Source organism: Azorhizobium sp. AG788, assembly GCF_004364705.1.
Classification (GTDB): Bacteria; Pseudomonadota; Alphaproteobacteria; order Rhizobiales; family Xanthobacteraceae; genus Azorhizobium; species Azorhizobium caulinodans.
This window is the reverse complement of the sequence record NZ_SOBM01000003.1, coordinates 196007-222549: the sequence shown is the minus strand read 5'-3', so window position 1 is coordinate 222549 and position 26543 is coordinate 196007. Positions and strand designations below refer to the sequence as shown.

Sequence of the window (26543 nt, the reverse complement as noted above, 5' to 3'; positions counted from 1 at the left end):
GAAAGTGCGCACATTTTTACATAGCAAGAAATGTTCCACATGTATCGTTGGAGATGTGTAGCGTTCAATATATCGAATAAGTCCGGTGGTGGTTCAACTTGCGACGATCCGCTGCGGCCTGAAACGCCGCAGGGCCACGAGCGCGGCGAGTGTCACCAGGGCGCAGGCGGTGGCGAGGCTGAGGACGGACGGGGCCCCGTGTTCCAGCAGCATGCCCATGAACAGAGGCGGAGAGATCGCGCAGCCGATGTTGAGCGGCAGAGCGATGGTGGAGAGCGCCCGCGCATAGGCCGCCTGATCGTAGAAGACGAGCGGAATGGTGGAGCGGGCGACCGCAAAGGCGCCGGTGCCGAGGCCATAGACCAGCACGAACAGGCCGATCACCAGTAGCGAGCCATCCGCCATGAGCGCGATGAGCGGCGCGGCGAGGATGAAGCTGCCGGCCCAGAGGCCCGTGGTGAGCCCGTCCCAGCGCCCGCCGCCGAGGAAATCGATGACCCGGGCGCTGACCTGAAGCACGCCCAGCAGCGAGCCCACTGCCACCGCTCGCTCCGGCGGCACGCCTTCCACCTTCAGGAGTTCGATGAAGATGGCGTTGAAGCCGAAGGCGACGAAGCCATTGAGGGCGATGGCCGTCATCATCAGGCTGAAGGTGCGCCTGCGCCCCAGGCGCGGCGCGGGCTTCGCGGGCACCGCCTCCGTGGGGGCGGCGGCCGCTGCCGCAGGCGTGCGGGCCGGCAAGGCGAAGGCAAGCAGCGGCAGGCAGACGGCGAGGTGCAGGCCGGCATAGATCCAGCAGGTGGCGCGCCAGCCCCAGAGGTCCGCCAGCACGGCGGTGGTGGGCCAGAACAGACTGCTGGAGAGGCCCGTCGCCAGCATCAGCGCGCCCATGGCCCGCTGCGCCCGCGCCCCCGCCGTCTCATGGATGAGGATGGCGGCGGCGGTGGAGAGCATGGCGCTGCCGCTGATGCCGAGCAGCGTCCAGCCGGCGAAATAGGGCAGCGGGCCGGTGGCGATGGCGAGGAGGGCGAAGCCCGGCGCCGCCACCAGCGTGCCGGCCATCATCATCCGCCGCGCGCCATGGCGCACGAAACCCTTGCCCAGCACCGGACTGCAGACGCCCATGACGCAATAGAAGACGGTGCTGCCGGCAAAGACGGTCGGCACGTCTATGCCCAGATCCGCCGCCATGCGGATGCCGACGATGGCCAGAAGGCTCGCCGTCCCCCAGGCGATAAGCTGGATGACGGCGGTGACGCAGAGCACGCGGAGAAGGACGGCGTCCATGGCGAGGAGGGGCGACTCGGAAGGATGGCTGACGATAGGCCTGTCCGGGTTCGCGCGCGATCCCTAATCCGCCGCCTCATACATCCGCTGTGCGGCGAGCAGGGCCTCATCGAGCGGGGCCCCCAGCGCATAGATGCCGAGGCCATCCGGCACCGGCACGCCGGCGGGCACATGCGGGCTCGTCTCGGGCGCTCCGAGCACCGTGCGCACGGGAATGACGCCGGCCCAGATGGGCAGGCCGAGATCGTCCTCATCATCGCCCACGCCCTTCGCCCGCACCTTGGCGGAGGCGTCCTCGATGGGCATGGCGATGACCATGGTCGCCTTCACCTCCTGCGCGGTCGAGGGGCGCAGCGTGGCGTCGCGGCCGGGATAGAAGCGGTCCACCAGCGCGGAGAGGGCACGCGCCTTCTCCTCCGGTTCTTCCACGATGCGCGCGGTGCCGAAGCACATGGCCGAGCGATAGTTGGCCGAATGGTTGAAGCCGCAGCGGGCGAGCACGAGGCCGTCCAGATGGGCGACGGTGAGGCAGGCCGGCGTGCCGCCCTTCAGGTGCCGCAGCATGCGGCTGGCGGAGGAGCCGTGCCAATAGAGCGTATCGCCCTCGCGCCAGTGGATGGTGGGCGTTGCGAAGGGCTGGCCGTCGATGGCATAGGCCACATGGCAGAGAAAGGCGGCGTCGAGGATCGGATAGACGACCGCGCGGTCATAGGAGCCGCGCTCGTGCAGGCGCTTCACCCGGTTGCGGTCGGTGACGGGGAAGGTGGTCTCGGAGAAGCGTGTCTCGGTCGTCTCGTGGCTCATGGCTTGCCTTTCTGCGCGGGCAGGCTCAGAGCTAGGCTCTGGATTGGACCTGAGATAGATCCAATATGCGCCGTTCCGACGAGACCAATCTTTCCGAGGCCGCTGCCCCGGAGGTCCATGCCGCCGACTGGTCGGCCCTCATTCCCGTGCTGCCCAAGGCTGGCCCACGACCGGTGGCGCTCTATGCGGAATTGCGGCGGCTGATCGAAGGCGGCGTCCTGCGCCCCGGCACCAAGTTGCCGCCCACGCGGGAGCTGGCGGCGCGGCTCGGCCTCTCGCGCGGGGCGGCTGTGGCGGCGTTCGAGCTGCTGCTGGCGGAGGGCTTTGCCGAGGCGCGGGTGGGGGCGGGCACTTTCGTCGCCGCCGCCGTGCCGCAGATCGCCCCTGCCGCGCCGCCGCCGGACCCGCGCCCCGCCGTGGCGCCGCCGCTGCCCGGCGCGCTCGGCCGCGCGGCGCCCGACGCGCGCACCTTCCAGATCCTGCGCGGGCTCATCACCCGCCATCTGGCGGTGCCGGCCCGCCATCACTTCGGCTATGGCGATCCGCGGGGCAGCCGGGCGCTCAGGGAGGAGGTGGCGGCCTATCTGCGCACGGCGCGCGGCGTGCGCTGCCATGGCGACCAGGTGGTGCTGACCTCCGGCTCGCAGCAGGCGCTCGATCTCATCATCCGCGCGGCGCTCAAGCCCGGCGATCCGGTGTGGATCGAGGATCCCTGCTATCCCATGGCCCGTGCCGCCTTCGAGGGCGCCGGCATGCGCCTCATCGGGGTGCCGGTGGACGGGGAGGGTCTCGATCCGGCGGCGGGCGAAGCGCGGGCGCCCCATGCGCGGGCGGTCTATGTGACACCCTCGCACCAGTTTCCGCTGGGCGTCACCCTCACCATGGCCCGCCGCCTCGCCCTCATCGACTGGGCGCGGCGCGCCGGGGGCTGGATCATCGAGGACGATTACGACAGCGAATATCGTTATGCCGGCCCCCCGCTCACCGCTCTTCAGGGCATCGATGGGGCGGGGCGGGTGATCTATGTGGGCACCTTCTCCAAGGCGCTCTTTCCGGGCCTGCGGGTGGGCTATGCCGTGGTGCCGGAGGCGCTGCTGGACGCGATGATTGCCGTGCGCAACCGCTCGGACCGCTTCCCGCCCTCGCTGCTGGAGGACGCACTGGCGGACTTCCTGCGCGAAGGGCATTTCTCCGCCCACCTGCGCCGGGCCCGCCGCCGCGCGCGAGACGCCCGCGATGCGCTGGTGGACGTGCTGAACGAAGGCGGCCTGTCTGTCGCGGCGCCCGATCAGGGCCTGCACCTCGTGGCCCGACGGCCCGACTGGACCCAGGACGCGCCGCTGCTCGCGGCGGCGCGGGCGGAGGGGTTCGGCCCCCGCGCGCTCTCGCCGCTCCATGTGGATCGGCCGCCTGAGGCCGGCCTCGTCATCGGGTTTTCCGGCTTCCCGCCGGAGGAGCTGGCAAGCGCCGCCCGCCGCTGGCTGGCGCGGATCGGCGGGTGAGGGTCAGGCGGTTTCGTCGAGGCGCTTGGAAAAGACGACGCGCGGTTCGTCGAGATAGCCGAGCGCCTCATAGAAGCCGCGCACCTTCTCATTGTCCGGGCGTACCAGCAGCATCACCTTGGGCACGCCGCGCGCTTTCAGCCAGTCCTCGGCAGCCGCCACCAGCTTCCGGCCGAGGCCGGTGCCTTCATAGTCGGGATCAACGCCGAGATAATACATCCAGCCCCGATGGCCGTCGTGCCCGACCATGACGGAGGCGGCAAGACGCGCGCCGTCGCGCAGGACGAGGATGGTGGAATGCGGCCCGCGCTTGGCGAGGGCGATGTCCGCGTGCGGGTCGTTCCAGGGGCGGGTGAGGTTGCAGCGCTGCCAGAGCGCCACAAGGGCCTCCGTGTCCTCCGGCGCGGCATGGCCGATGGCAAGGGCGGGGGGCGCGTCGCTCATGGAGAAGACCTCGGACAGGAGTTGTCAGTCGTGCGGGCGGGGGGCGGCGGCGCGGCCGAGGCGGTCGGCGATGGCCTCGCCCAGCCCCTCGCGGGGCAGTGGCACCACGGCGATGCCCGCCGCGCCGCGCGCGTCGATGGCGCGCAGCGCCCCATAGAGGCGGCTCGCCGCCTCCGCGAGATCGCCGGCGGGGGAGAGGTCATAGACGAAGGCGGCGCCCTCGCTGCCCGTCGGCCGGTGGCCGGCGAAGGTGAGCAGCGCCTCGCCGGGCTGCACCTCCGCCACATCCAGCCGCACGGTGGCGTTTGGCGCGTAATGTGAGGCGAGCCGGCCGGGGGCGGAGGGCTTGGCCTCATCGCCGCCCGCCGCATCGGGCAGGGGGCGGCCGAGTACGGCTTCGATGTCGGCACGTGCGAGCCCGCCGGGCCGCAGCAGGCGCGGTTCCGCGCCCGAGCAGTCGACGATGGTCGATTCGACGCCGACCATTGTCGGCCCCGCATCCAGCACCGCGTCGATGCGACCGTCGAGATCGGCCATCACATGGGCGGCCGTCGTGGGCGAGACATGGCCGGAGCGGTTGGCGCTCGGCCCCACCACGGGCCGTCCCGCAGCCGCAAGGAAGGCGAGGGCGGCCGGGTGGTTGGGCACCCGCAGTGCCGTCGTGGCGAGGCCGGCGCGGGCAAGGTCGCAGATGGCATCCGTGTCGCGGCAGGGCACCACGAGGGTGAGCGGCCCCGGCCAGAAGGCGCGGGCGAGCTTCACCGCATCCGCATTCAGCACGCCCAGCCGCTCGGCGGCGGCAAGATCCGGCACGTGGGAGATGAGCGGGTTGAAGGCCGGGCGCCCCTTGGCGGCATAGACGTCCGCGACCGCCCGCGGGTTGCCCGCGTCGGCCCCCAGGCCGTAGACCGTCTCGGTGGGGAAGGCGACCACCTTGCCCTCGCCGATGAGCCGCCCCGCGACCACTGCCGCCGCCTTGGCGCGGGCGAGAGAGGTCGCCGGCAGCACCTGCGTGCTGCGGGAAGCGGAGGGCGGGGCGAGGGAAGCGCTCATCTGTCCGGTGCCTGAAGACCGGCCGTGCCGGGCCACGGCGGGCCGCCGCCGTGCGCGCTCGGGCTTAAAGGCGCTCCGGCGTGTCAGGTCAAGGCATCTCGCCCGGATGCGGAGGTGCCGTGCGTCACCGGCCGGGCAGCACGAGCACGGTCGGCTTGCGCGGCAGGGTCTCGCGGGCGAGCAGGACGCTGGGGCTTTCGGAGCGCTGGATCTGGTACTCCTTGCCGAGGCGCGAGAGGAAGCGGTCCAGTCCCCAAGAGCTGAAATAGTGCATGGGGATGACCAGCGGCGCGTTGATGGCCTTCAGATTCTCCATCATGCCTTCGATGTCGAGCGTGTAGGAGCCGTCCACCGGCGCCAGCACGACGTCGATGCGGCCCAGCGCCTCCAGATGGTCGGGCGTCAGAATGTGATGCAGATGGCCGAGATGGGCGATGCACAGGCCCGCCACCTCGAAGACGAAGATGGAATTGCCGTCATAGCGCGTGGCGCTGCCCTGCCGGATGTTGGTGGAGACGTTGCGGATCCACACGTCGTCCACGGTGAGTTCGATGCGCGGCGGCGTGCCGTCGTCGTTCCAGCCGCGCAGGATGTGCGCGATGCCGGGATCGGGGTTGTTCGTGTAGTGGGTATCGTGCGCCCGGTTCATGGTGACGATCTGCGGCACGATGTTCGGGCGGACGTAGTCGTTATAGTCGGTTGCGATGGTGACGCCGTGCGGGCTCTCGATCAGGAAGGTGGCGTGGCCGACGAAGGTGAGCCGCACCTGCCCGCCCTCCGCCGCTGCGAGCCGGAAGGCCGCCGGGATGACACGGGGCTTCAGCACCGGCCCGGCCACCATGCGCGGGCACTTCTCCGGCTCCGCCGCCGCCGGCGCAGCGACGAGAAAGGGCATGGCCAGGAGCGCCAGGGCCGCAAGACCCAGCACGTGGCAGGGTGCGACCGGATGGCGCGGGCCCGACGCCGGGCGGGGCTGGAAGGGCCAGAGCTGTCGCACCCATCGTCCAAGCATGGCCGCCATCCCCATCAACGGACCTGACCTTGGGAAATCACCGCACACCTGCTGCTGCGCAGCAATCGGCCTCCGTCCAAGGGATGATCACAGCGGCGTGAGGTTGATGTGGCATTGCACGCGCGAGATGGCTAGAAGGACGGAACCAGAGACGACCCCCGCCTCTTTCTAGCGTGAGCGCTGCCGGCGCACACGCATAAGGAGAGCCTCAGATGACTTTCGACCTCGTGATCATCCAGCCGATCGTCGCTCTGATAGCGGGCATCCTCATCCTGCTTTTTCCACGCCTGCTGAACGTTCTGGTGGCGATCTACCTGATCGTCGTGGGGATCCTTGGTCTTGTGCCCCATTGATACCGCATTCGGGCCTTCCCTCAGGGCGGGCCGTTCCGTGCAGTTGAAGCTTGCCCTTTCGCAAGCTAAAGCAACCGCGCCGTCGGCCTCTGACGCGCGCGCTACCCTAAGGGGATCTCCGAGATGACGAAATGGGTCTACTCCTTCGGCGACGGCAAGGCCGAAGGAAAATCCGAGATGCGGAACCTGCTCGGCGGCAAGGGTGCGAACCTCGCCGAGATGGCCAATCTCGGCCTGCCCGTTCCTCCTGGCTTCACGATTACCACCGAAGTCTGCACCTATTATTACGCCCATGGCGAGACCTATCCGGCCGAGCTGAAGGGTGATGTGGAGGCCGCGCTCGCCAAGGTCGGCGCGCTCACCGGCAAGACCTTCGGCGATCCCGCCAATCCGCTTCTCGTCTCGGTCCGCTCCGGTGCCCGCGCCTCCATGCCGGGCATGATGGACACCGTGCTCAACCTCGGCCTCAACGATGAGACCGTGGAAGCCGTGGCCAAGCTCGCCAACGACCGCCGCTTCGCCTACGACAGCTACCGCCGCTTCATCACCATGTATTCCGACGTGGTGCTCGGCGTGGACCACCACCACTTCGAGGAGATCCTCGAGGGTTACAAGTCGCAGCACGGCCACACCCTCGACACCGACCTTGATGCCGACGACTGGGCGAAGCTCGTCGTGGAGTACAAGGCGAAGGTCGAGAAGGAGCTGGGCAAGCCCTTCCCGCAAAATCCGCAGGACCAGCTCTGGGGCGCCATCGGCGCCGTGTTCGGCTCTTGGATGAATCAGCGCGCCATCACCTACCGCCGCCTGCACTCCATTCCGGAGAGCTGGGGCACGGCCGTGAACGTGCAGGCCATGGTGTTCGGCAACATGGGCGAGACCTCGGCCACGGGCGTCGCCTTCACCCGCAACCCCTCCACCGGCGAGAACGCGCTCTATGGCGAGTTCCTCGTGAACGCGCAGGGCGAGGACGTGGTGGCGGGCATCCGCACCCCGCAGGACCTGACCGAGCGCGCCCGCATCGCCGCCGGCTCCGACAAGCCCTCCATGGAAAGCGCCCTGCCGGACGCCTTCAAGGAATTCGAGCGCATCTCCCACGTGCTGGAGAAGCACTACCGGGACATGCAGGATCTCGAATTCACGGTCGAGAAGGGCAAGCTGTGGATGCTCCAGACCCGCTCCGGCAAGCGCACCGCCAAGGCGTCGCTGCGGATCGCGGTGGAGCTCGCCAATGAAGGCCTCATCACCCAGGAGGAGGCGGTCGCCCGCGTCGATCCCGCCTCTCTCGACCAGCTCCTGCACCCGGCCATCGACCCCAAGGCCGAGCGCAACGTGATCGCCACCGGCCTGCCGGCGTCGCCCGGCGCGGCGGCGGGCGCCATCGTCTTCTCGGCAGACGAGGCCGAGACGATGAAGCACCAGGGCCACAAGGTGATCCTGGTCCGCATCGAGACCTCGCCGGAAGACATCCACGGCATGCACGCGGCCGAGGGGATCCTGACCTCGCGCGGCGGCATGACCTCCCACGCCGCCGTGGTGGCGCGCGGCATGGGCAAGCCCTGCGTCTCCGGCGCCGGCTCGCTGCGCATCGACTATGCGGCGCAGACGCTCACCGTGGCCGGCAAGACCTACAAGAAGGGCGAGACCCTCACCATCGACGGCTCCACCGGCCAGGTGCTGGCCGGCGAGGTTCCGATGCAGCAGCCGGAACTCTCCGGCGAGTTCGCGACCCTCATGGGCTGGGCCGACAAGGTGCGCCGCCTCAAGATCCGCGCAAATGCGGAAACCCCGCTGGACGCGCGCATGGCCCGCTCCTTCGGCGCCGAGGGCATCGGCCTCTCGCGCACGGAGCACATGTTCTTCGACGCCGGCCGCATCCTCGCCGTGCGCGAGATGATCCTGGCCGACGACGAGGCCGGCCGCCGCTCGGCGCTTGCCAAGCTGCTGCCCATGCAGCGCGAGGACTTCGTCGAGCTGTTCGAGATCATGAAGGGCCTGCCCGTCACGATCCGCCTGCTCGACCCGCCGCTGCACGAGTTCCTGCCGCACACCGACGCGGAAGTTCAGGAAGTCGCCAAGAGCCTCGGCGTCGAGGTGGAGCGCATCGAGCGCCGCCAGAAGGAGCTGCATGAGGTCAACCCCATGCTCGGCTTCCGTGGCTGCCGCATCGCCATCGCCTTCCCGGAAATCGCCGAGATGCAGGCCCGCGCCATCTTCGAGGCGGCCGTCATCGCCGCGAAGAAGACCGGCGAGGCCGTGGTGCCGGAAGTGATGGTGCCGCTCATCGCCACCAAGGCGGAGTTCGACATCGTCAACGCCCGCATCCAGGCCGTGGCCAAGGCGGTCGAGGAAGAGACCGGCGCCAAGCTCACCTTCCAGGTGGGCACCATGATCGAGCTGCCGCGCGCCGCCCTGCGCGCCAAGGAGATCGCGGAGACCGCCGAGTTCTTCTCGTTCGGTACCAACGACCTCACCCAGACATGCTACGGCGTCTCGCGCGACGACGCGGGCACCTTCCTCGGCCCGTATGTCCAGAAGGGCATCATCGAGGTGGACCCGTTCGTCTCCATCGACGTGGAAGGCGTGGGCGAGCTGGTGAAGATCGGCGTGGAGCGCGGCCGCCAGTCGCGCCCCGACATCAAGCTCGGCATCTGCGGCGAGCATGGCGGCGATCCGGCCTCGGTCGCCTTCTGCGACGAGGTGGGCCTCGACTACGTGTCGTGCTCGCCCTTCCGCGTGCCGATCGCCCGCCTCGCCGCCGCGCAGGCCGCGCTCGGCCGCAAGGCCGCCAGCCAGGCGTGAGCCCGGCTCTGTTCTGAACTGGAAACGGGCGCCGCTGGGCGCCCGTTTTCGTTTTTTGGTGCGGTGCGCGGGGCTGTTGGGTGCTTCGAGCGGAGAGGGCATTACCCCCTCCCCAGCCCTCCCCCGCAAAGCGGGGGAGGGGGTTCGTTGCACGGGTGGGTACCGTGTCGCTCTTCTGTGGGGCTTCAGCGCTAAAGCCCTCCCCCCTGTGGGGGAGGGTTGGGAGGGGGGTAGAACGCCGTCCACCTTCCTCCGTCCTCAGAAAGAGTCCCCTCAGCCCAGCATGTCGCGCACCATGGGGATGACCTTGGTGCCGTAGAGCTCGACGCAACGCATCTGGCCCGCGTGGGGGATGGGGCCGCCGCTGTATTTCAGGTCGAAGCGGTCGAGACCCAGAGCCTTCGCCGTGGCGGCGATCTTGCGGGCCACGGTCTCGGGCGAACCCACATAGAGCGAGCCGTGGGAGACTTCCCGCTCGAACTCATCCCGGCCCATGGGCGGCCAGCCGCGCTCGGCGCCGATGCGGTCGCGCATGGTCTTGTAGGGGCCGAACATCTCCTCCTTCGCCGCCTCGTCCGTATCGGCGATATAGCCGGGCGAGTGGACGCCGAGCGGTAAGGCGGGCTGGCGGGCCTCTTCCAGCGCGCGGCGGTAGAGCTCCGCATAGGCGCGGAAGCGCGAGGGGGCGCCACCGATGATGGCCAGCATGAGCGGCAGGCCGTAATGGGCCGCGCGCACCACCGATTCCGGCGTGCCGCCGACACCGATCCAGGTCTTCAGCCGGCCCGCCTCGATGGGCGGGAAGACCTTCTGGTCCTTCAGCGGCGGGCGAATGGAGCCCGACCATGTCACCGGCGCATTGGTGAGCAGCGCCGCGAAGAGATCGAGCTTCTGGGTGAACAGCGTCTCGTAATCCTGAAGCGCGAAGCCGAACAGCGGGAAGCTCTCGGTAAAGGAGCCGCGCCCGAGGATGACTTCCGCCCGGCCGTTGGACAGCGCGTCCAAGGTGGAGAAGCGCTGGAAGACGCGGATCGGATCATCCGAGGAGAGCACGGTCACCGCCGAGCCGAGGCGGATGCGCTGCGTGCGGGCGGCGATGGCGGCAAGCACCACGTCGGGGGCGGAAATGGCGAAGTCGTCGCGATGGTGCTCGCCGAGGCCGATGAAATCGACGCCGACCTCATCGGCGAGGACGGCTTCGGCGACCACGTTGCGCAACACCTGGGCGTGGGGCTTGGGCGTGCCGTCGGCGGCGACCGTGACATCGCCGAAGGTGTCGAGCCCGAGTTCGAGGAGAGACAAGGCGGGAAACTCCGAAAATGGGACCGCTCTCCTAGCAGATCGCGGACCGGGGCGCTTGAACGTGGGCGCTGTCGGCGGGCGCGGCGGGCCACCGGAAAAGCGCGCCATACGGCGCTGGATCAAAGCGGTAGGCGTGGAATAAGGTATATCAGAAGTCGAGGAAACTGCCCGCCAGAGAGGCCGAACGCCAATGACCACCCTGCTCATCACCCATCCCGCGGGCCTTGCCCACGCGACCCCCACCGGCCATCCGGAACGGGCCGACCGGCTGCGGGCGCTCGATCGCATCTTCGAGCAGGAGCGCTTCGCCAATCTGTTGCGCGATCAGGCGCCGCGCGGGGAGCGGGAGGACATCATCCGCGTGCATCCGGCGGACTTCGTGGACGCCTTGGGCGAGGCGACCCCGGCCGAGGGCATCGTGCGCATCGACAGCGACACCATCCTCTCGCCCGGCTCGTGGGAAGCGGTGCTCCGGGCCGTGGGCGGGGCCTGCTTCGCCGTGGACGAGGTGATGGAGAAGCGCGTGGACAACGCCTTCGTCGCCATGCGGCCGCCGGGCCACCATTGCGAGACGCGCCGGCCCATGGGGTTCTGCCTGCTCAACCAGGCCGCCATCGCCGCCCGCCACGCGCAGGCGAAATACGGCCTCGGCCGGGTGGCGATCATCGATTTCGACGTGCATCACGGCAACGGCACGCAGGAGATCTTCTGGGCCGACGACAGCGTGCTCTATGCCTCCACCCACGAGATGCCGCTCTATCCCGGCACCGGCGCGGTGGGCGAGGTGGGCATCACCGGCAATATCGTGAACGCGCCGCTGCGCTCCGGCGATGCGGGCGACAAGTTCAAGGAGGCGTTCGAGAGCCGCATCCTGCCGCGGCTTGAGACCTTCCGGCCCGAGCTCGTCATCATCTCCGCCGGCTTCGACGCCCACAAGAACGATCCACTGGCCTCCCTGCGCCTCGTGGACACGGACTTCGGCTGGGTGACGAAGAAGCTGATGGATGTGGCCGACAAGCATTCGGACGGCCGCCTCGTCTCCATTCTGGAGGGCGGCTACGACCTCGAAGGCCTCGCCCAGTCCGCCGCCGCGCATGTGACGGCGTTGATGCACGGGTGAGGGGGCGGGTGGTTCGCGCGCTCGGTTGAGCGGGTGCTTCTTCGGCGCGCGCTTTTCCGCAGTCGTTGCTTTTGCGGCGAGCGTTCTACCCCCCTCCCTGCCCTCCCCCGCAAGGGGGGAGGGTGAAATCTGAGAGGTGACGCTCGTCGCCTGACGATCCGTCCGTTACAGGGCGCGTTCTTCGTTCGCGCACCGCCACTCCCTCTCCCCTTGCGGGGGAGGGCCGGGGAGGGGGGTACACGCGCTCTCAGTAAGCAGACGATCCGAAAGCACCCGATCACCAACGGGGTGCCCCCGACCCCTCACTTCTGGTCGCGCGGCAGATAGGGCTCTAGCGCGTGGGCGAGCTTGGAGGGGGTGAGGGTCTGGAGCCACACGCGGCCGGGGCCAGTGAGCTGGGCGAGGAACAGGCCATCGCCGCCGAACAGCACGTTGCGGATGCCCCGCATCATGGTGATGTCGAAGCCGACGCTCTCCTCGAACATGCCCACATGGCCGGGGTGCACCAGAAGCTGCTGGCCCGGCTGCAACTCATAGCTCACGATCTCGCCGCCCAGTTCGATGAAGGCGGTGCCCTGGCCGGTGAGGCGCTGGAGCACGAAGCCGTTGCCGCCGAACACGCCGGAGCCGAGATTCTGCTGGAAGCCGATGGCGAGCGTGAGCTCCGCCGAGCCGGCAAGGAAGCCGTGGCGGTGGATCATGAACCCGCGCCCTGGCGAGACCTGTTCCTCGATGATCGCGCCCGGCACGGTGGCGGCAAAGGCCACCAGCCCCTCGCCGCCCTGCGCGGTGAAGTGGGTCATGAACAGCCCACCGCCGGAGATGGCCCGGCCGATGGCGCCGAAGAAGCCGCCGCCGCCCGTGCCCGCACTGGTGGTGGTCTCCAGCGCGATGTTGTTGGTCATCCAGGACAGGCGGTCGGTTTCGGCCAGCAGCGTCTCGCCCGCCGCCAGCGTGACCTGAAGGACGGGGAGGGTGGTGCCGGTGATCTGGTGGCGCATGGCAAGCCTCGAGAGAGTGGGAGGCGCAGAGTGCCGGTGGCGCGCATGGGGGGCAAGCCGGTCATCTGCGGCTCTGGTGCGGGCGTAGGATGAGAACGCGCAGTCACAGGCGTGCACGCCAGTTTCCGGCAAGGGATGACGGGCAGACTGGCGGAAAGCGCGCGCTGGCGACGGCTCCGCTTCCATGCCGCGACGGTCGCGGACGAGGTGGACGGACGTATGGCGAGTGAGAAGATCGAGGCCTCCGGCGAGGCCGCGCGGGCGTGCGGGCAGGACCAGTCGCAGCCGATGGTGCAGCAGGCTCTGCCCTATCCGGTGCCGGACAATGAGGAGGCACGCCTCGCGGTGCTGGCCTCCTACCATCTGATGGATACCCCGCCGGAGGCGGATTTCGACCGGCTGGCCGCCCTGGCGGCGCGGGTTTTCGACGTGCCCATCGTCCTCGTGTCGCTGCTGGGCCGCGACCGGCAGTTCTTCAAGGCGAGCGTGGGCTTTCCCGTCTGCGAGACGAGCCGGGAGGTCTCGTTCTGCGCCCATGCCATCATGCAGGACGAGATCCTCGTCATTCCCGATGCCACCCGCGATCCGCGCTTCCGCGCCAACCCGCTGGTGCTCGGCCCGCCCTTCATCCGCTTCTATGCCGGCCGCCCGCTGATCGCGCCCACGGGCGAGAAGGTGGGCACGGTCTGCCTCATCGATCACGAGCCCCGCTTCCGCTTCACCGAGACCGATCGGCACAATCTCAACGACCTTGCCGCCATGGCGGTGGACCGCATGGAACTGCGGCGGCTGGACCACGCCCGCAACATCAGCCAGGCCCGGTTCGAGAACATCGCCGCCACCTCCCCCGATGCCATCATCTGCATGAATGCGCAGGGCGAGATCGGCTTCTGGAACAGTTCCGCCGAGCGCCTGTTCGGCCATGGGGCGAAGGACATTCACGGCCGGTCCTGCCGCATTCTGGTGCCCGGTCACCTGCGCCGGGCCTATGACGTGCTGATGGAGCGCATGCGCCGGGGCGGCGGCCTCGGCTCTGCCCTGCGCACGTTCGAGGTGACGGGCCGGCGCAGGGACGGCGTCGAGTTTCCCGCCGAATGCTCCCTCTCCATCTGGCGTGACGGCCCGAACCTCAGCGTGGGGGCCATCGTGCGCGATGTGAGCGACCGGCGGCAGAATGAGGAGCGGCTCTTCCGCCTCGCCTCGCGGGATACGCTCACCGACCTGCCTAACCGCAGCGCGTGGCGCCAGTGCCTGTCGCAGACGCTGGCCTCCGAGCCCGGTGCCACCGTTCTGATGATCGATCTCGACGGCTTCAAGGAAGCCAACGATACGCTCGGGCATTCCGCCGGTGATGCGGTGCTCAAGGAGGTGGCGGGTCGCCTGGCCTCCAGTTGCCATGAGGCGCTCATCGTGGCGCGGCTCGGCGGCGACGAGTTCGTGGTGCTGCTGGCCGGTAATGACGAGCATCGGGCGCGGGTGGTGGCCGAGCGCGTGGTCGCGGCCGTCACCGACCGCTACGGCGTCGGCGAGCGCAAGGTCTCCATCGGCGCCAGCATCGGCATCGCTTTCTATCCGGCTCATGGCGCGCGCGGCGAGGATCTCATCAGCGCCGCGGATCTTGCGCTCTACAGGGCGAAGGCCGGCGGCAAGGGCTGCTACGAGGTCTTCACGCCGATGCTGCGCGAGGTGGCCATCGCCCGCCGCGCCTTCGAGGAGGAACTGCGCCGGGCCTTCGAGAACGGCGAGTTCGAGCTCTATTACCAGCCGCAGGTGCTCACTTCACGCGGCTAGCTGATGGGGGCCGAGGCGCTGCTGCGCTGGAACCATCCGCAGCGCGGCCTTCTCACCCCCGCCGCCTTCCTGGACGTGCTGAGTCACAAGCCTTCCGCCGCGGAGGTGGGGGAATGGATCCTCAACACCGCGCTGAGGCAGGCGGCTGAATGGCGGGTGGCGGTGCCGGGCTTCCGCATGGGCGTCAATCTGTTCGAGGCGCAGTTCCGCTCCGGCCGGCTGATGAGCACGGTGCGTCGGGCGCTGGCGGAGAGCGGCCTGCCGCCCGACGCGCTGGAACTGGAGATCGTGGAGACGATCCTGCTACAGACGGACCCCGCCACCATCCGCCTGCTGCATGATCTGCGCGCGCTCGGCGTCGGCCTCGCCTTCGATGATTACGGCACCGGCTTTGCGTCCTTGAGCCTCCTCAAGCGCTATCCCGTCTCCCGGCTGAAGATCGACCGCTCCTTCCTGCGCAATGTGAACGACGCACCGCAGGACGCCGCCATCGTGAAGGCCGTGCTCTTCCTCGGCCGGGCCTTCGGCATGTCGGTCATCGCGGAAGGGGTGGAAGACGAGCGGCAGATGGCCTTCCTGCGGGAGAATGGCTGCGACGAGGCGCAGGGCTATCTGTTCGGGCGGCCGATGCCCGCGCGCGAATTCGCGGCGCGCTTCATCCTGTGCGACACGCCCCCGGGGGACTGCGGGCCGGAGTTGCGGGAGCGTGCTAGGATCGGCGCATGACGCTGCCCATCCGCCCCGCCCGACCCGAGGACCGCGCCGCCATCGAAGCGCTGGTCCGTGCCGCCTATTCGCCTTATGTCGCGCGCAACGGGCTGCTGCCCGGCCCCATGCGCGATGATTACGGCCAACTCATCGGAGAAGGCCGGGTCCATGTGGCAGAGGCGGATGGCGCGATCGCCGGCCTCTTGGTCCTGCTGCCACAGGACGATGCCATGCTGCTCGACAATGTGGCGGTGGACCCCGCGCGGCACGGCACCGGCATCGGCCGCGCGCTGCTCCTGTTTGCAGAGGAGAGCGCCCGTGCCGCCGGCTATGGCGCGATCCGGCTCTACACGCAGGAGATCATGGTCGAGAATGTCGCGCTCTATAGCCGCATCGGCTATCGCGAGACCCACCGGGCCGAGGAGAAGGGCCTGAAGCGCATCTACATGCTGAAGACGCTCGCAGCCTGATCGTCGACGCGCCGGGGGACCCATCGGCGGGTCCGGAATGTGTGGTATGAAGGGGCCTCCAGCCGGCCGGCGAACGCCACATCGGACCGGCATGCGCGAGGGCCTGATCCATGAACCGATTGTTCCGGCACGGTCTGTGCCTCGCTCTGGCCGTGGGTCTCGCGCTGCCGGCCGGGATGGCACCGGCCGCCGCGCAGATGGCGGGGCCCGATCTCTCCGCGGCAACCGGCGCGGTCTTCCTCCCCTTCCTCAATGCGCCGGCGTCGGGCGAAGCCATCGCCCGCACGCCCAAGCTGGAGATCCGCTTCCCCGGCGGGCGCAAGCGCCGGGCGGTGATGGATACCGGGTCCACCGGCGTCGTCGTCTCGGCCAATCTCATTCCGAACCTCAGCCAGCTGCCGCAACTGGGGCCGGGCTCGCTCACCTATTCCAGCTCCGGCCAGATCGAGAAGGGCGTGTGGGTGCAAACGCCGCTCACCCTGCGGGGAGCCGACGGCACCCGCGTCACCACCCGGCCCATGCCCGTGCTGGCGGTGCAGGAAGTGGCCTGCATGCCCAAGGCGCGGCGCTGCCGGCCCAATCCGAACCCGACGCACATCGCCATGGTGGGCGTGGGCTTTGCCCGCCAGCATGACCATCAGGCCCAGAGCACGCCGGATCACAATCCGCTGCTCAGCATCGAGGGCATGGGCACGCCCAGCCAGCCGGGTGCCATGCGCCGGGGCTATGTGGTCTCCCGCGCCGGCGTGCTGGTGGGCCTCGACGTCCCGAGCACGCAGGGCTTCACCTTCCTGAAGCTGGAGAAGAGCCCGACCTATCCGGACTGGCAGGCGGTGCCGGCCTGCCTCTCGGTGGCCGGGCGCACGCCGCCCGCCTGCGGGACGATGCTCATGGATACGGGCGTCACCACCATGTATCTCAAGGTGCCGCCCGAGCAACTGTCGGGCCTGACCGCGCCCGATGCCAAGGACCAGCCGGCGCTCGTGCCCGGCACCAGCGTGTCCGTCTCCGTAACCGGCGCACAGGGCATCAGCTATAGCTTTGCGGCGGGGGACACCGCGAACCCGGTGGCGCCGCTCAACGTGGTGCTGGTGGGGCGGGACACCAATCCGGCGCCCTTCGTGAACACGTCCGTCCGCTTCCTCAACGGCTTCGATTATCTCTATGACGCCGACGGCGGTTATGTCGGCTTCCGGCCGCTGAAATGACGAAGGGGCGGATCGCTCCGCCCCTTCGTATCGTCTGGTCGGTGAAAGTCAGGAGCCGATGGTCTGCCGGTTGAAGGGCAGGTTGAGCATCGGCTTGCCCGTGGCCGCGAACAGCGCGTTGGCCACCGCCGGCCCGATGGGCGGCACGCCGGGCTCGCCGATGCCCGTGGGCTTCTCGGTGGAGGGCACGATATGCACCTCCACCTTGGGCATCTGCGACATGCGCAGCGGCTCGTAGGTATCGAAATTGGCCTGGTCCACCTGGCCGTCGGTCAGCGTGATGGCGTCCTGCATCACATGGCCGAGGCCGAAGCCGACGCCGCCTTCCACCTGCGCCCGCACCACGTCGGGATTGACCACCAAGCCGCAGTCCACCGCCGCCACCACGCGATCAACCCGGTAGCCCTTCTCCAGCAGCGTGATCTCCGCCACTTCAGCCACATAGGTGTTGAAGCTCTTGTGGGCGGCAACGCCCCGGAAGCGGCCCTTCTCCAGCGTAGTGCCCCAGCGCGCCTTCTCGGCCGCCAGCGCCAGCACCGCCTTGAGGCGCGGGTCCTTCAGGATCTCCATCCGGAACGCCACCGGGTCCTTCCCGGCGGCCTTGGCGAGCTGGTCGATCATCACCTCCACCGCATAAGCGGTGTGGGTGTGGCCGACCGAGCGCCACCACAGCACCGGCACCCCCACCTTGGGGCTGGTGAGCTCCACATGCAGGTTGGGAATGGCGTAGCCCATGCCCGCCGCGCCCTCGATGGAGGTGGCGTCGATATTGTTCACCACCATCATCTTCTCGAAGAAGGTGCCCGAGAGGATGGACTGGCCGACCACATGGTGCTTCCACGCCACCGGCTTGCCGGAGGCGTCCACCGCCGCCTTCACCCGGTGCAGATACATGGGGCGGTAGTAGCCCGCCTTCATGTCGTCCTCGCGGGTCCACACCAGCTTCACCGGCACGCCCTTGCCATGGGCCTTGGCGATGGCCACGGCCTCCACCACGAAGTCGGCATTGGCGACCGCGCGGCGGCCGAAGCTGCCGCCCGCCCAGAGGCTGTTGATGGTCACCTTGTCGACGCTGGTGCCCGCCGCCGCCGCCGCGCCGGGGGCGTCGGCGGAGGGGAACTGCGAGGCGGTCCAGATGGTCACCTGATCACCGGTGATCTGGGCCACCGCATTCATGGGCTCCATGGGCGCGTGGGCGAGGAAGGGGAATTCGAAATCCGCCTCCACCACCTTCACGCCGGGCGCCTTGAAGGCGTCCTCCACATTGCCTTCGGTCTCGGCCACGTTGCCGGGCTTGCCCAGCAGCGCGCGATATTCCTCGCGCAGCGCATCGGTGCCGCGCTTCTCCGCCTTGGCTTCGTCCCACTCCACCTTCAGGGCGTTGCGGCCCTTCATGGCGGCATAGGTGGTCTTGGCCAGCACCGCGACGCCCTGCGGCACCACGACCACCGCCTCGACGCCCTTCACGGCGCGGGCGGCGGCATCGTCCACCTTCAGCGCCTTGGCGCCGAAGCGCGGGGGATGGGCCACCACCGCCACCAGCATGCCGGGCAGCTTCACGTCCTGCGTATAGGTGGCGGTGCCCGTGGTCTTGAGGAGGTTGTCCACGCGGTGCGTGCCCTCCTTGCCCACCAGCGCGTAATTGGCCGCCTTCTTGAGCGGCGGGTCCTGCGGCACCGGCTCGCGCGCGGCCGAGGCGGCGAGTTCGCCGAAGGTCGCGGTCTTCGGGCCGGCCATCAGCGTGCCGGAAGTGATGGTGATGGCATCCGCCGGCACGTTGAGCGCCTTGGCGCCCGCCGCCAGAAGCATCGCGCGGGCCGCAGCACCCGCCCGGCGATAGACGTCGAAGCTTGCCGCCATGGAAGTGGAGCCGCCGGTGCCCTGCGCGCCGCCGAAGGCGGCATTGCCATAGACCTTGGGGTCGAGCGGGGCGAACTCGGTCTTCACCTTGGAGAGGTCGGCGTCCAGTTCCTCCGCCACCAGCGTGGCAAAGCCCGTGGTGGTGCCCTGGCCGAGGTCGAGATGCTTCACCACCACCGTGATGGTGCCGTCCGGCGCGATGCGCACGAAGGGATTGATGCTGGCGGCGGCGGCATCCGTCGCCGCGGCGGCGGGGCCGGTGGGCAGGATGTCGGTGCCGATGACGAGGCCGATGCCGACCCCGCCCATGGCCCTGAGGATGGCGCGGCGCGAGAGACCGGCTTCGGCGGCTTTGAGAATGGCATTCATGGCTCAGGCCTCCAGCCGGCGGGCGGCGTCGTGGATGGCGGCGCGGACGCGCTGGTAGGTGGCGCAGCGGCAGACATTGCCGTCCATGGCGGCGTCGATGTCGGCGTCCGTGGGCTTCTTGTTGTCGGTGAGCAGCGCGACGGCGGACATGATCTGGCCGGACTGGCAATAGCCGCACTGGACCACATCGAGCTGACGCCAGGCCGCCTGGACGGCCTCGGCCTCGCGGCTCTTCAGGCCCTCGATGGTGGTGACCTTGGCGTCGCCAACGTCGCCGATGGCGGTCTGGCAGGAGCGAACGGCGGTGCCGTCCACATGCACCGTGCAGGCGCCGCAGAGGGCTTGGCCGCAGCCGAACTTGGTGCCGGTGAGGTCCAGTTCGTCGCGCAGCACCCAGAGAAGGGGCGTGTCCGGCTCGGCCTCGACCGTCCGGGTCTGGCCGTTGATGGAAAGGGTGATGGGCATGGCGGACTCCCTGCCGCCGGCTGAAGCGCGGCGGTTCGAAAAACGAGCCTTACGTAATCACAACCTGGAGGCGTTCCAGAGTGTGATTTCGAAATGCTGCGTTCACGAAATGGAGGTGATCCGCCCCCACCGATCTCGGGAGACGTTCCGTACTGTCAAAGCGCGACCGGGGCGTGGCTCTCCGTTTGGCCTTGCGGAACGCCCTCGCCGGACGTGGCCCGGCGGTGGTCGAAGGCGGCGCGGGCGGCTTCCACATCCTTGATGTGCGCCTCCGCCCAACGGGACAGGGGCGTGAGGGTTTCCGCGAGCGAGGCCCCGAGGGGCGTGAGGGCATATTCGACCGTCACCGGCACCGTGGGGAAAGCCGTGCGGGTGACGAAGCCGTCGCGCTCCAGTGTCTTCAGTGTCTGCGAGAGGACCTTCTGCGACAGGCCCTGGATCTTCCGCCGCAGCGCGTTGAAGCGCTGGGGCTCGTCCGCCAGCAACTGCAGGATGAGCACGGCCCATTTGTCCGCGATCCGGTCGAGAATCTGGCGGGTGGGGCAATCGGCGGCATAGGTGTTCGGCGGGAGATCGGTCTGCATCGGCGGCTCTATGGCGCTGCGGCGGGATCGTGAGGTTTCCAGACGGTGACCAGATCACGCCAAGGTGCGTTCTTTACACCTGATACTAAAAAGGACATCTGGTTTCTATCGGAAACTTAAGGAACAGATCGTCATGAAGATCGCAGTCATCGGCGCCTCGGGAAATGCCGGCGCCGAAATCACCGCCGAACTCGCCCGCCGCGGCCATCAGGTCACCGCCATCGCCCGCAATGCGGACAAGATCGCCAAGCTGCCCGGCGTGACGGCCGTAGCCGGCGATGCGGGCGATGCCGCCGGAATCGCCAAGCTGATCGCCGGCCATGATGCCGTGGTCAGCTCCATCCATTTCCTGGCCAGCGACGCGGATGAGCTGATTTCCGCGGTGAAGCAGGCGGGTGTGCCGCGCTATCTGGTGGTCGGCGGGGCCGGCAGCCTTGAGGTGGCGCCCGGGGTGAAGCTGTTCGATACGCCGGATTTCCCGGCGATCTACCTCGGCGAAGCCAAGGCGGGCGGCGCCTTCCTCGACAAGCTGAAGGCCGAGCCGGACCTCAACTGGACCTTCCTCTCACCCGCCGCTCTGTTCTTCCATGGCCCGCGCACCGGCACCTTCCGCGTCGGCGGTGATGGGCTCCTGGTGGCGGCGGATGGCAACAGTTCCATCTCCTTCGCCGATTATGCCATCGCGCTGGCGGACGAGATCGAGACGCCGCGCCACCCCCGCGCGCGCTTCACCGTCGGCTACTGAGGGCGTCATGACCATCCGCCTGCACTACATCCATGATCCGCTGTGCGGATGGTGCTACGCCGCCGCGCCGCTCGCCGAAGCTGCGGCCGCCGTTCCGGGCGTCGAGATCGTGCTGCATGGAGGCGGGCTCTTTCCGGAGCCCGCCCAACTCGCCCCGGCCATGGTGAGCCACATCCGCGCGGCGGACGCCCGCATCGCGCAGATGACAGGACAGGCGTTCGGGCGGCCCTATCTGGACGAATTGCTGCCGGACCCCGCCCTGCGCCTCCACTCGCTGCCGCCCATCGCGGCGGTGATGGCGGCCGAGGAGCTGGCGGGGCAGGGGCTCGGGATGCACGTCGCCATCCAGCGCGCCCATTATGTGGACGGCAAAAGGGTGGTGGAGCCGGAGACGCTGGCTGATCTTGCGCAGGGACTGGGTCTCGACCGGGAGGGCTTCGTTTCGGCGCTCGGCCGCCAGCCCGTCGCCGATCATCTGTCGCAGACCCGCAGGCTCATGGCCCGCTTCGGGCTCGGCGGCTTTCCCGGCTTCGTGCGCGAGAGCGACGGTCGCTTCGACGTGCTCCCGCACACGCAGCTCTATGGCCAGCCGGGCAAGTTCGCGGACCTGCTCAAGGCCGCATGACCGCGCAAAAGAAAAGGGAGCCGGCGAACCGGCTCCCTCCTACGCATACTGAACTCTGGTCGGCTTGGACGTCCTCAGAAGTCCATGCCGCCACCGAAGCTGGCCTTCGCCAGCTTCGGAATACCTGAACTGTTGGTCGGCTTGGACGTCCTCAGAAGTCCATGCCGCCCATGCCACCCATGCCGCCGCCCGGCATCGCGGGCATGCCGGCGTCCTTCTTCGGCAGCTCGGCGATGAGCGCCTCGGTGGTCACCAGCAGGCTGGCCACGGAAGAGGCGTCCTGGAGGGCGGTGCGCACGACCTTGGCCGGGTCCACGACGCCTTCAGCGACGAGGTCCACATACTGCTCGGTCTGGGCGTTGAAGCCGAAGTTGCCTTCGCTTTCGAGCACCTTGCCCACCACGATGGAGCCTTCCACGCCGGAGTTCTCGGCGATCTGGCGGATCGGGGCCTCAAGGGCGCGCAGCACGATCTTGATGCCGGCGGCGATGTCGGGGTTCTCGGAGGAAAGGGCTTCCACGGCCTTCTTGGCGCGCAGCAGGGCCACGCCGCCGCCGGGGACGATGCCTTCTTCCACCGCAGCGCGGGTGGCGTTCAGCGCGTCGTCCACGCGGTCCTTCTTCTCCTTGACTTCCACTTCCGTGGAGCCGCCGACGCGGATGACGGCGACGCCGCCCGCGAGCTTGGCCAGACGCTCCTGGAGCTTCTCGCGGTCGTAGTCCGAGGAGGTCTCCTCGATCTGCGCCTTGATCTGCGCCACGCGGGCCTCGATCTCCGCCTTCTCGCCGACGCCGTCGACGATCGTGGTCTTTTCCTTCTCGAGGATGACCTTCTTGGCGCGGCCGAGCTGGGCCAGCGTCACGTTCTCGAGCTTGATGCCGAGATCCTCGGAGATCACCTGGCCGCCGGTGAGGATGGCGATATCCTCGAGCATGGCCTTGCGACGGTCACCGAAGCCGGGAGCCTTCACGGCCGCGACCTTGAGGCCGCCGCGCAGCTTGTTGACCACGAGGGTGGCCAGAGCCTCGCCCTCGACGTCCTCGGCCACGATGACGAGCGGCTTGCCGGACTGCACCACGGCCTCAAGGACCGGCAGGATCGGCTGGAGGCCGGAGAGCTTCTTCTCGAAGATCAGCAGGAAGGGATCTTCGAGGTCAGCGATCATCTTCTCCGCATTCGTGATGAAATAGGGAGAGAGATAGCCGCGGTCGAACTGCATGCCTTCGACCACTTCGAGCTCGGTCTCGGCGGTCTTGGCTTCCTCGACGGTGATGACACCCTCGTTGCCGACCTTCTGCATCGCGCCGGCGATCATCTCGCCGATGGAGCTGTCGCCATTGGCGGAAATGGTGCCGACCTGAGCCACCTCGGCGGAGGAGGAGACCTTCTTGGCGCGGGCCTGGATGTCCTTCACCGCAGCGGCGGTGGCGAGGTCGATGCCGCGCTTCAGGTCCATCGGGTTCATGCCGGCGGCAACCGCCTTGGCGCCTTCCTTGACAATGGCCTGGGCCAGCACCGTGGCGGTGGTGGTGCCGTCACCGGCGAGGTCATTGGTCTTGGAGGCGACTTCACGCACCAGCTGGGCGCCGAGGTTCTCGAACTTGTCCTCGAGCTCGATCTCCTTGGCGACGGAGACGCCGTCCTTGGTGATGCGCGGGGCGCCGAAGGACTTCTCGATCACCACATTGCGGCCCTTGGGGCCGAGAGTGACCTTCACCGCGTTGGCGAGGATGTCCACGCCGCGCAGCATCTTCTCGCGGGCTTCGCCGGCGAACTTGACTTCTTTGGCAGCCATGTTGGCTCTCCTGAATGGGAAACGGGAGGAAGGGACAGGCGGGCGCGGATCAGCCGATCACGCCGAGGATGTCGCTTTCCTTCATGATCAGCAGGTCCTGGCCGTCGATCTTGACCTCGGTGCCGGACCACTTGCCGAACAGCACGCGGTCGCCGGCCTTCACGTCGAGGGCCACGACCTTGCCGTTCTCGTCACGGGCGCCCGGACCCACGGCGACCACCTCGCCCTCCTGGGGCTTTTCCTTGGCGGTGTCGGGGATGATGATGCCGCCGGCAGTCTTCTGCTCGGCTTCGATGCGCTTGACGACCACGCGGTCATGCAGGGGACGGAAGGACATGGGCCTGATCCTCTCGGGCAGTGAAGCGAGGCGCGCTCGCATTGCTGGCACTCACCGGATGGGAGTGCCAAACTCGGCCCGGAGATAAGGTCGGCCCCTCGCCGCGTCAAGGCTGATGGACAACACATCGCAGCAGAAATGGGCGGCGCCGGGGCGGACGCCTCACGGGATCGCGACGGCAGGTTCGGGAACCAAGTGGTAACTTCGTCTGTCTTAAGCTCTTGCTTCAGCGGGCGTGGCGACCGCCGGCAGCGGCGCGGGTGGCTCCGGGTCGACGCCGCATCCGCCCCGTTCTATGGTCCGTCCGCTACCGTTCGCCTGGGGAGCGGCCTTCCCCGATATCTGGGCTCTCGCGCCTCGGAGTAGTTGAATGCCTCAGTCGTCCATCCGTCCGGTTCGCGCGGATGTCGCTTCAGGAAAACGCCGTTCGCTGGGCGCGATCGCGGCCGTCACGTGCGCGGGCCTGCTGCTGGCCGCCTGCGCCACCACGGAGGCGCCGCCGCCCCCGCCGCCGCCCGGCCCGCCCCAGTATACGAGCCCGATCCCGGCCTCGAGCCTCGTGGGCCGCTACGGTCTTGCGGCCTACCACCGCCCCGAGGATGCCGGGCGCACCGAGGCGCAGGCCCGCGCCCAGTGCTCCAACCCCTACATCATCACCGCTGGCCCCAATGGCGGCGTCATGATGTATCTGGCCGACGATCCGAAGCTGACGGAAGTGGTCTCCAAGGCCGCCGGCGGTCCCACCTACATCGGCCCGCCCGAGGATGCGGCCGGCGACGTGCGCGACCGGCAGGTGCTGCGCTGGGACGGCCATGTGCTGGTGCTCAAGTGGGTGGATCCGGAAGTGAACAAGCGCTACGGCACCATGGTCTATGTGCGCTGCAACTGATCCGGTCCGCGTCTGACAGTCTCAAAGCCCCGGCTCCGGCCGGGGCTTTTGCGTTTCGCACGCCGCGCGGACGCGCGTGATCCGTCCGGTCCCCAGACGACGGTCGGGACAGTCGATGCCGTCATCAGTCCGGCAGAGTGGGACGCCCGTCCGAATCCAGTGGCCAGAACGGATTGTGAGCCACTTCCCACAGATGGCCGTCTGGATCGGCGAAATAGCCGGAATAGCCGCCCCAGAAGGCCCGCTGGGCGGGCTTTACGATTTCCGCGCCGAGGCGCGCCGCATGGGCGAGGGCGGCATCGACGCTCGCCTCGTCCGGCACGTTGAAGGCGAGCGTTGCTGCCGCCCGTCCCGTGCCCGCTTTGGCGTCAAGGCCCGCGTCCGCGGCGAGTGCCGCGCGCGGGAACAGGGACAAGGCGACGCCGCCCGCCTGAAAGAAGGACACACCCGTTGTGGCATGCTCCCGCCGCTCCAGCCCCATGGCCGTATAGAAGGCGGTGGCGCGCGCGAGATCGGCGACGCCGAGCGTGACGAGATGGAGCGCGAAGGCGGGGAGCATCGGGACCTCAGTCGAAAAGCGAGAGCTGCTGGCCGGCCTGAACCGGGCGGCGGAAATGGGCGGTGGAGAGCTTGTGGCTGCGGGCATTGAGCCCGAGGCGCTTGGCGGCGATCTCGAAGCGGCGGCCGAGCGTCCAGGCATAGGGGCCGTCGCCCCGCCCGCGTTTGCCGAAGGTCGAATCATAATCCTTCCCGCCGTGCATCTCCCGCACCAGCGCCATCACATGGCGGGCCTTGTCGGGAAAATGCGTCACCAGCCACTCCTTGAAGAGATCGGCTATCTCCAGCGGCAGGCGCAGGGTGACATAGCCGGCTTCCGTCGCGCCGGCGAACTTCGCCGCATCGAGGATGCGTTCGATTTCGCTGTCGTTGAGCGCGGGAATGAGCGGGGCGGAGAGGACGGCGGTGGGAATGCCGGCCTCCGACAGGCGCTGGATGGTGGCGAGCCTCCGGTGCGGTGCCGCGGCCCGCGGCTCCATGAGGCGGGCGAGATGCGGGTCCAGCGTGGTGACGGAAATGGCCACCTTGGCGAGCCCCTTCTCGGCCATGGGGGCGAGGATGTCGATGTCCCGCGCCACCAGCGCCGACTTGGTGACGATGGCGACCGGATGGCCGAAGTCGCTCAGCACCTGGAGGATGCGACGGGTGATCTCGTGCTGGCGCTCGATGGGCTGGTAGGGGTCCGTATTGGTGCCCATGGCGATGGTGCGCGGCTGGTAGCGCGGCTGCGCCAGCTCGCGCGCCAGCAACTCGGGCGCATCGGGCTTCACGAACAGCTTTGTCTCGAAATCGAGGCCAGCGGAGAGGCCCTGATAGGCGTGGGTGGGCCGCGCGAAGCAATAGATGCAGCCATGCTCGCAGCCGCGATAGGCATTGATGGAGCGGTCGAAGCCGATGTCCGGGGACTGGTTGCGGGTGATGACGGTGCGCGCCCGCTCCTCGGTGACCTGCGTGCGGAAGGGGGGCAGCTCGTCCAGCGACTGCCATCCGTCGTCGAAGAGCACGCGGGCGGCTGGCTCGAAGCGGCCCGCGGCATTGGAGAGCGCGCCGCGCCCGCGACGTGCCGTCTCGTCCACCTGCGTTCCGCCCTCGCCGGCGGCCGCGTCCTGCGCCGCCGCGCGCGGCGTGGGCATGGGGCGGTCGCGCTCTTCCGCGAGCCGGCCCATGATGCGCGCGCCCCTCGAGGTGCGGGGCTCCTCCCCGGCGGGCTCGCCCAGGCTTCTGCGGGCCTTGGCGAGCGCTTCGGCGCTGTGACGTCGCGCCGCATCCAGCCGTTCGCGCGCCGCCGACCAGCGGTCGTCCGGCAGGGCGGCAAAGTCCGGGGCGGAGGAGGGGGAAGAGTCGCGATGCAATTCCATGCTTGGAATCCTACGTCCAAGTTAGGAACAAAACAAGAACAAACTTCCCGGTAGAGGAGCGCGTTTTGCGCTTGATCAGGCGCTTGACTGGTATATTGTCC

At 68.8% G+C, this 26543-nt stretch carries 25 protein-coding genes; 11 read left to right on the top strand and 14 right to left on the bottom strand.

Annotation, left to right across the window (positions count from 1 at the left end; genetic code table 11):
• Positions 1 to 93 precede the first annotated feature (93 nt).
• Positions 94 to 1287, bottom strand: a complete 1194-nt coding sequence (locus DFO45_RS08790) for an MFS transporter (RefSeq protein ID WP_133864557.1) — start codon at positions 1285 to 1287, stop codon at positions 94 to 96.
• A gap of 63 nt (positions 1288 to 1350) precedes the next feature.
• A complete protein-coding gene (locus DFO45_RS08785; protein ID WP_133864556.1) occupies positions 1351 to 2091 on the bottom strand; it encodes a pyridoxamine 5'-phosphate oxidase family protein in 741 nt (246 codons plus the stop codon).
• Between the two features lie 65 nt (positions 2092 to 2156).
• Between DFO45_RS08785 and DFO45_RS08780 the strand changes: the two genes are divergently transcribed.
• Positions 2157 to 3593 (top strand): PLP-dependent aminotransferase family protein, encoded by a 1437-nt coding sequence (locus DFO45_RS08780; protein ID WP_133864555.1) that lies wholly within the window; start codon positions 2157 to 2159, stop codon positions 3591 to 3593.
• Positions 3594 to 3596: 3 nt separating this feature from the next.
• Here the strand turns inward: DFO45_RS08780 and DFO45_RS08775 are convergent, their stop codons facing one another.
• The 3 genes from DFO45_RS08775 to DFO45_RS08765 all read right to left on the bottom strand — a co-directional run bounded on the left by DFO45_RS08775 (position 3597) and on the right by DFO45_RS08765 (position 6102).
• Positions 3597 to 4037 carry a GNAT family acetyltransferase gene (locus DFO45_RS08775; protein ID WP_133864554.1) on the bottom strand — a complete coding sequence of 147 codons (441 nt, stop codon included), beginning with the start codon at positions 4035 to 4037 and terminating at the stop codon, positions 3597 to 3599.
• Positions 4038 to 4061: 24 nt separating this feature from the next.
• Positions 4062 to 5090 carry an L-threonylcarbamoyladenylate synthase gene (locus DFO45_RS08770; protein ID WP_133864553.1) on the bottom strand — a complete coding sequence of 343 codons (1029 nt, stop codon included), beginning with the start codon at positions 5088 to 5090 and terminating at the stop codon, positions 4062 to 4064.
• Between the two features lie 124 nt (positions 5091 to 5214).
• Positions 5215 to 6102, bottom strand: a complete 888-nt coding sequence (locus tag DFO45_RS08765) for an MBL fold metallo-hydrolase (protein ID WP_133864552.1) — start codon at positions 6100 to 6102, stop codon at positions 5215 to 5217.
• A 212-nt stretch (positions 6103 to 6314) separates the two neighbouring features.
• On the opposite strand from DFO45_RS08765, the gene DFO45_RS08760 reads away from it, so the two are divergent.
• Together DFO45_RS08760 and ppdK are read left to right on the top strand one after the other, a co-directional pair.
• Positions 6315 to 6455: a DUF3096 domain-containing protein gene (locus tag DFO45_RS08760; protein ID WP_012168940.1), complete on the top strand. Its 141-nt coding sequence runs from the start codon at positions 6315 to 6317 to the stop codon at positions 6453 to 6455.
• A 123-nt stretch (positions 6456 to 6578) separates the two neighbouring features.
• Positions 6579 to 9257 (top strand): pyruvate, phosphate dikinase, encoded by a 2679-nt coding sequence (ppdK, locus tag DFO45_RS08755; protein ID WP_012168941.1) that lies wholly within the window; start codon positions 6579 to 6581, stop codon positions 9255 to 9257.
• A 273-nt stretch (positions 9258 to 9530) separates the two neighbouring features.
• Here ppdK and DFO45_RS08750 read toward each other — a convergent pair whose 3' ends face one another.
• Complete coding sequence (locus DFO45_RS08750; RefSeq protein WP_245518003.1) at positions 9531 to 10559, bottom strand: LLM class flavin-dependent oxidoreductase; 1029 nt, start codon at positions 10557 to 10559, stop codon at positions 9531 to 9533.
• A 190-nt stretch (positions 10560 to 10749) separates the two neighbouring features.
• Between DFO45_RS08750 and DFO45_RS08745 the strand changes: the two genes are divergently transcribed.
• Complete coding sequence (locus DFO45_RS08745) at positions 10750 to 11679, top strand: histone deacetylase family protein (RefSeq protein WP_012168945.1); 930 nt, start codon at positions 10750 to 10752, stop codon at positions 11677 to 11679.
• 302 nt (positions 11680 to 11981) lie between these two features.
• Here the strand turns inward: DFO45_RS08745 and DFO45_RS08740 are convergent, their stop codons facing one another.
• Entirely contained in the window at positions 11982 to 12680 is a 699-nt protein-coding gene (locus DFO45_RS08740; RefSeq protein ID WP_012168946.1) for a TIGR00266 family protein, read from the bottom strand.
• A 219-nt stretch (positions 12681 to 12899) separates the two neighbouring features.
• Between DFO45_RS08740 and DFO45_RS25085 the strand changes: the two genes are divergently transcribed.
• From DFO45_RS25085 to DFO45_RS25200, 4 genes are all read left to right on the top strand, one after another.
• Positions 12900 to 14471 carry a diguanylate cyclase gene (locus tag DFO45_RS25085; protein WP_208299763.1) on the top strand — a complete coding sequence of 524 codons (1572 nt, stop codon included), beginning with the start codon at positions 12900 to 12902 and terminating at the stop codon, positions 14469 to 14471.
• A 3-nt stretch (positions 14472 to 14474) separates the two neighbouring features.
• Complete coding sequence (locus tag DFO45_RS25080) at positions 14475 to 15197, top strand: EAL domain-containing protein (RefSeq protein ID WP_208299762.1); 723 nt, start codon at positions 14475 to 14477, stop codon at positions 15195 to 15197.
• On the top strand, positions 15194 to 15649 hold the full coding sequence (locus DFO45_RS08730; RefSeq protein ID WP_133864550.1) for a GNAT family N-acetyltransferase: 456 nt from the start codon (positions 15194 to 15196) through the stop codon (positions 15647 to 15649). The genes DFO45_RS25080 and DFO45_RS08730 overlap by 4 nt, the downstream gene beginning before the upstream one ends.
• Before the next feature lie 110 nt (positions 15650 to 15759).
• A complete protein-coding gene (locus DFO45_RS25200; RefSeq protein ID WP_245518002.1) occupies positions 15760 to 16857 on the top strand; it encodes a hypothetical protein in 1098 nt (365 codons plus the stop codon).
• A gap of 48 nt (positions 16858 to 16905) precedes the next feature.
• On the opposite strand, the gene DFO45_RS08720 is transcribed toward DFO45_RS25200, so the two are convergent.
• From DFO45_RS08720 to DFO45_RS08710, 3 genes are all read right to left on the bottom strand, one after another.
• Positions 16906 to 19086, bottom strand: a complete 2181-nt coding sequence (locus tag DFO45_RS08720; RefSeq protein WP_133864549.1) for a xanthine dehydrogenase family protein molybdopterin-binding subunit — start codon at positions 19084 to 19086, stop codon at positions 16906 to 16908.
• A 3-nt stretch (positions 19087 to 19089) separates the two neighbouring features.
• Positions 19090 to 19551 (bottom strand): (2Fe-2S)-binding protein, encoded by a 462-nt coding sequence (locus DFO45_RS08715; RefSeq protein ID WP_133864548.1) that lies wholly within the window; start codon positions 19549 to 19551, stop codon positions 19090 to 19092.
• Between the two features lie 155 nt (positions 19552 to 19706).
• A complete protein-coding gene (locus DFO45_RS08710; RefSeq protein ID WP_012168952.1) occupies positions 19707 to 20135 on the bottom strand; it encodes a helix-turn-helix domain-containing protein in 429 nt (142 codons plus the stop codon).
• Between the two features lie 133 nt (positions 20136 to 20268).
• Between DFO45_RS08710 and DFO45_RS08705 the strand changes: the two genes are divergently transcribed.
• Complete coding sequence (locus tag DFO45_RS08705) at positions 20269 to 20880, top strand: NAD(P)-dependent oxidoreductase (protein WP_012168953.1); 612 nt, start codon at positions 20269 to 20271, stop codon at positions 20878 to 20880.
• 7 nt (positions 20881 to 20887) lie between these two features.
• Positions 20888 to 21505: a DsbA family protein gene (locus DFO45_RS08700; protein WP_166657079.1), complete on the top strand. Its 618-nt coding sequence runs from the start codon at positions 20888 to 20890 to the stop codon at positions 21503 to 21505.
• Between the two features lie 151 nt (positions 21506 to 21656).
• On the opposite strand, the gene groL is transcribed toward DFO45_RS08700, so the two are convergent.
• Together groL and groES are read right to left on the bottom strand one after the other, a co-directional pair.
• On the bottom strand, positions 21657 to 23300 hold the full coding sequence (groL, locus tag DFO45_RS08695) for a chaperonin GroEL (RefSeq protein WP_012168955.1): 1644 nt from the start codon (positions 23298 to 23300) through the stop codon (positions 21657 to 21659).
• Positions 23301 to 23349: 49 nt separating this feature from the next.
• Positions 23350 to 23637, bottom strand: coding sequence for a co-chaperone GroES (gene groES / locus DFO45_RS08690; RefSeq protein ID WP_012168956.1), 288 nt, complete (start codon positions 23635 to 23637; stop codon positions 23350 to 23352).
• Between the two features lie 370 nt (positions 23638 to 24007).
• Here groES and DFO45_RS08685 point away from each other — a divergent pair, with 370 nt between their 5' ends.
• Positions 24008 to 24526, top strand: coding sequence for a hypothetical protein (locus DFO45_RS08685; RefSeq protein WP_012168957.1), 519 nt, complete (start codon positions 24008 to 24010; stop codon positions 24524 to 24526).
• Between the two features lie 124 nt (positions 24527 to 24650).
• Here the strand turns inward: DFO45_RS08685 and DFO45_RS08680 are convergent, their stop codons facing one another.
• Entirely contained in the window at positions 24651 to 25085 is a 435-nt protein-coding gene (locus DFO45_RS08680; protein WP_133864546.1) for a VOC family protein, read from the bottom strand.
• A gap of 7 nt (positions 25086 to 25092) precedes the next feature.
• A complete protein-coding gene (locus tag DFO45_RS08675; RefSeq protein WP_245518001.1) occupies positions 25093 to 26442 on the bottom strand; it encodes a PA0069 family radical SAM protein in 1350 nt (449 codons plus the stop codon).
• Between the last annotated feature and the right edge of the window lie 101 nt (positions 26443 to 26543).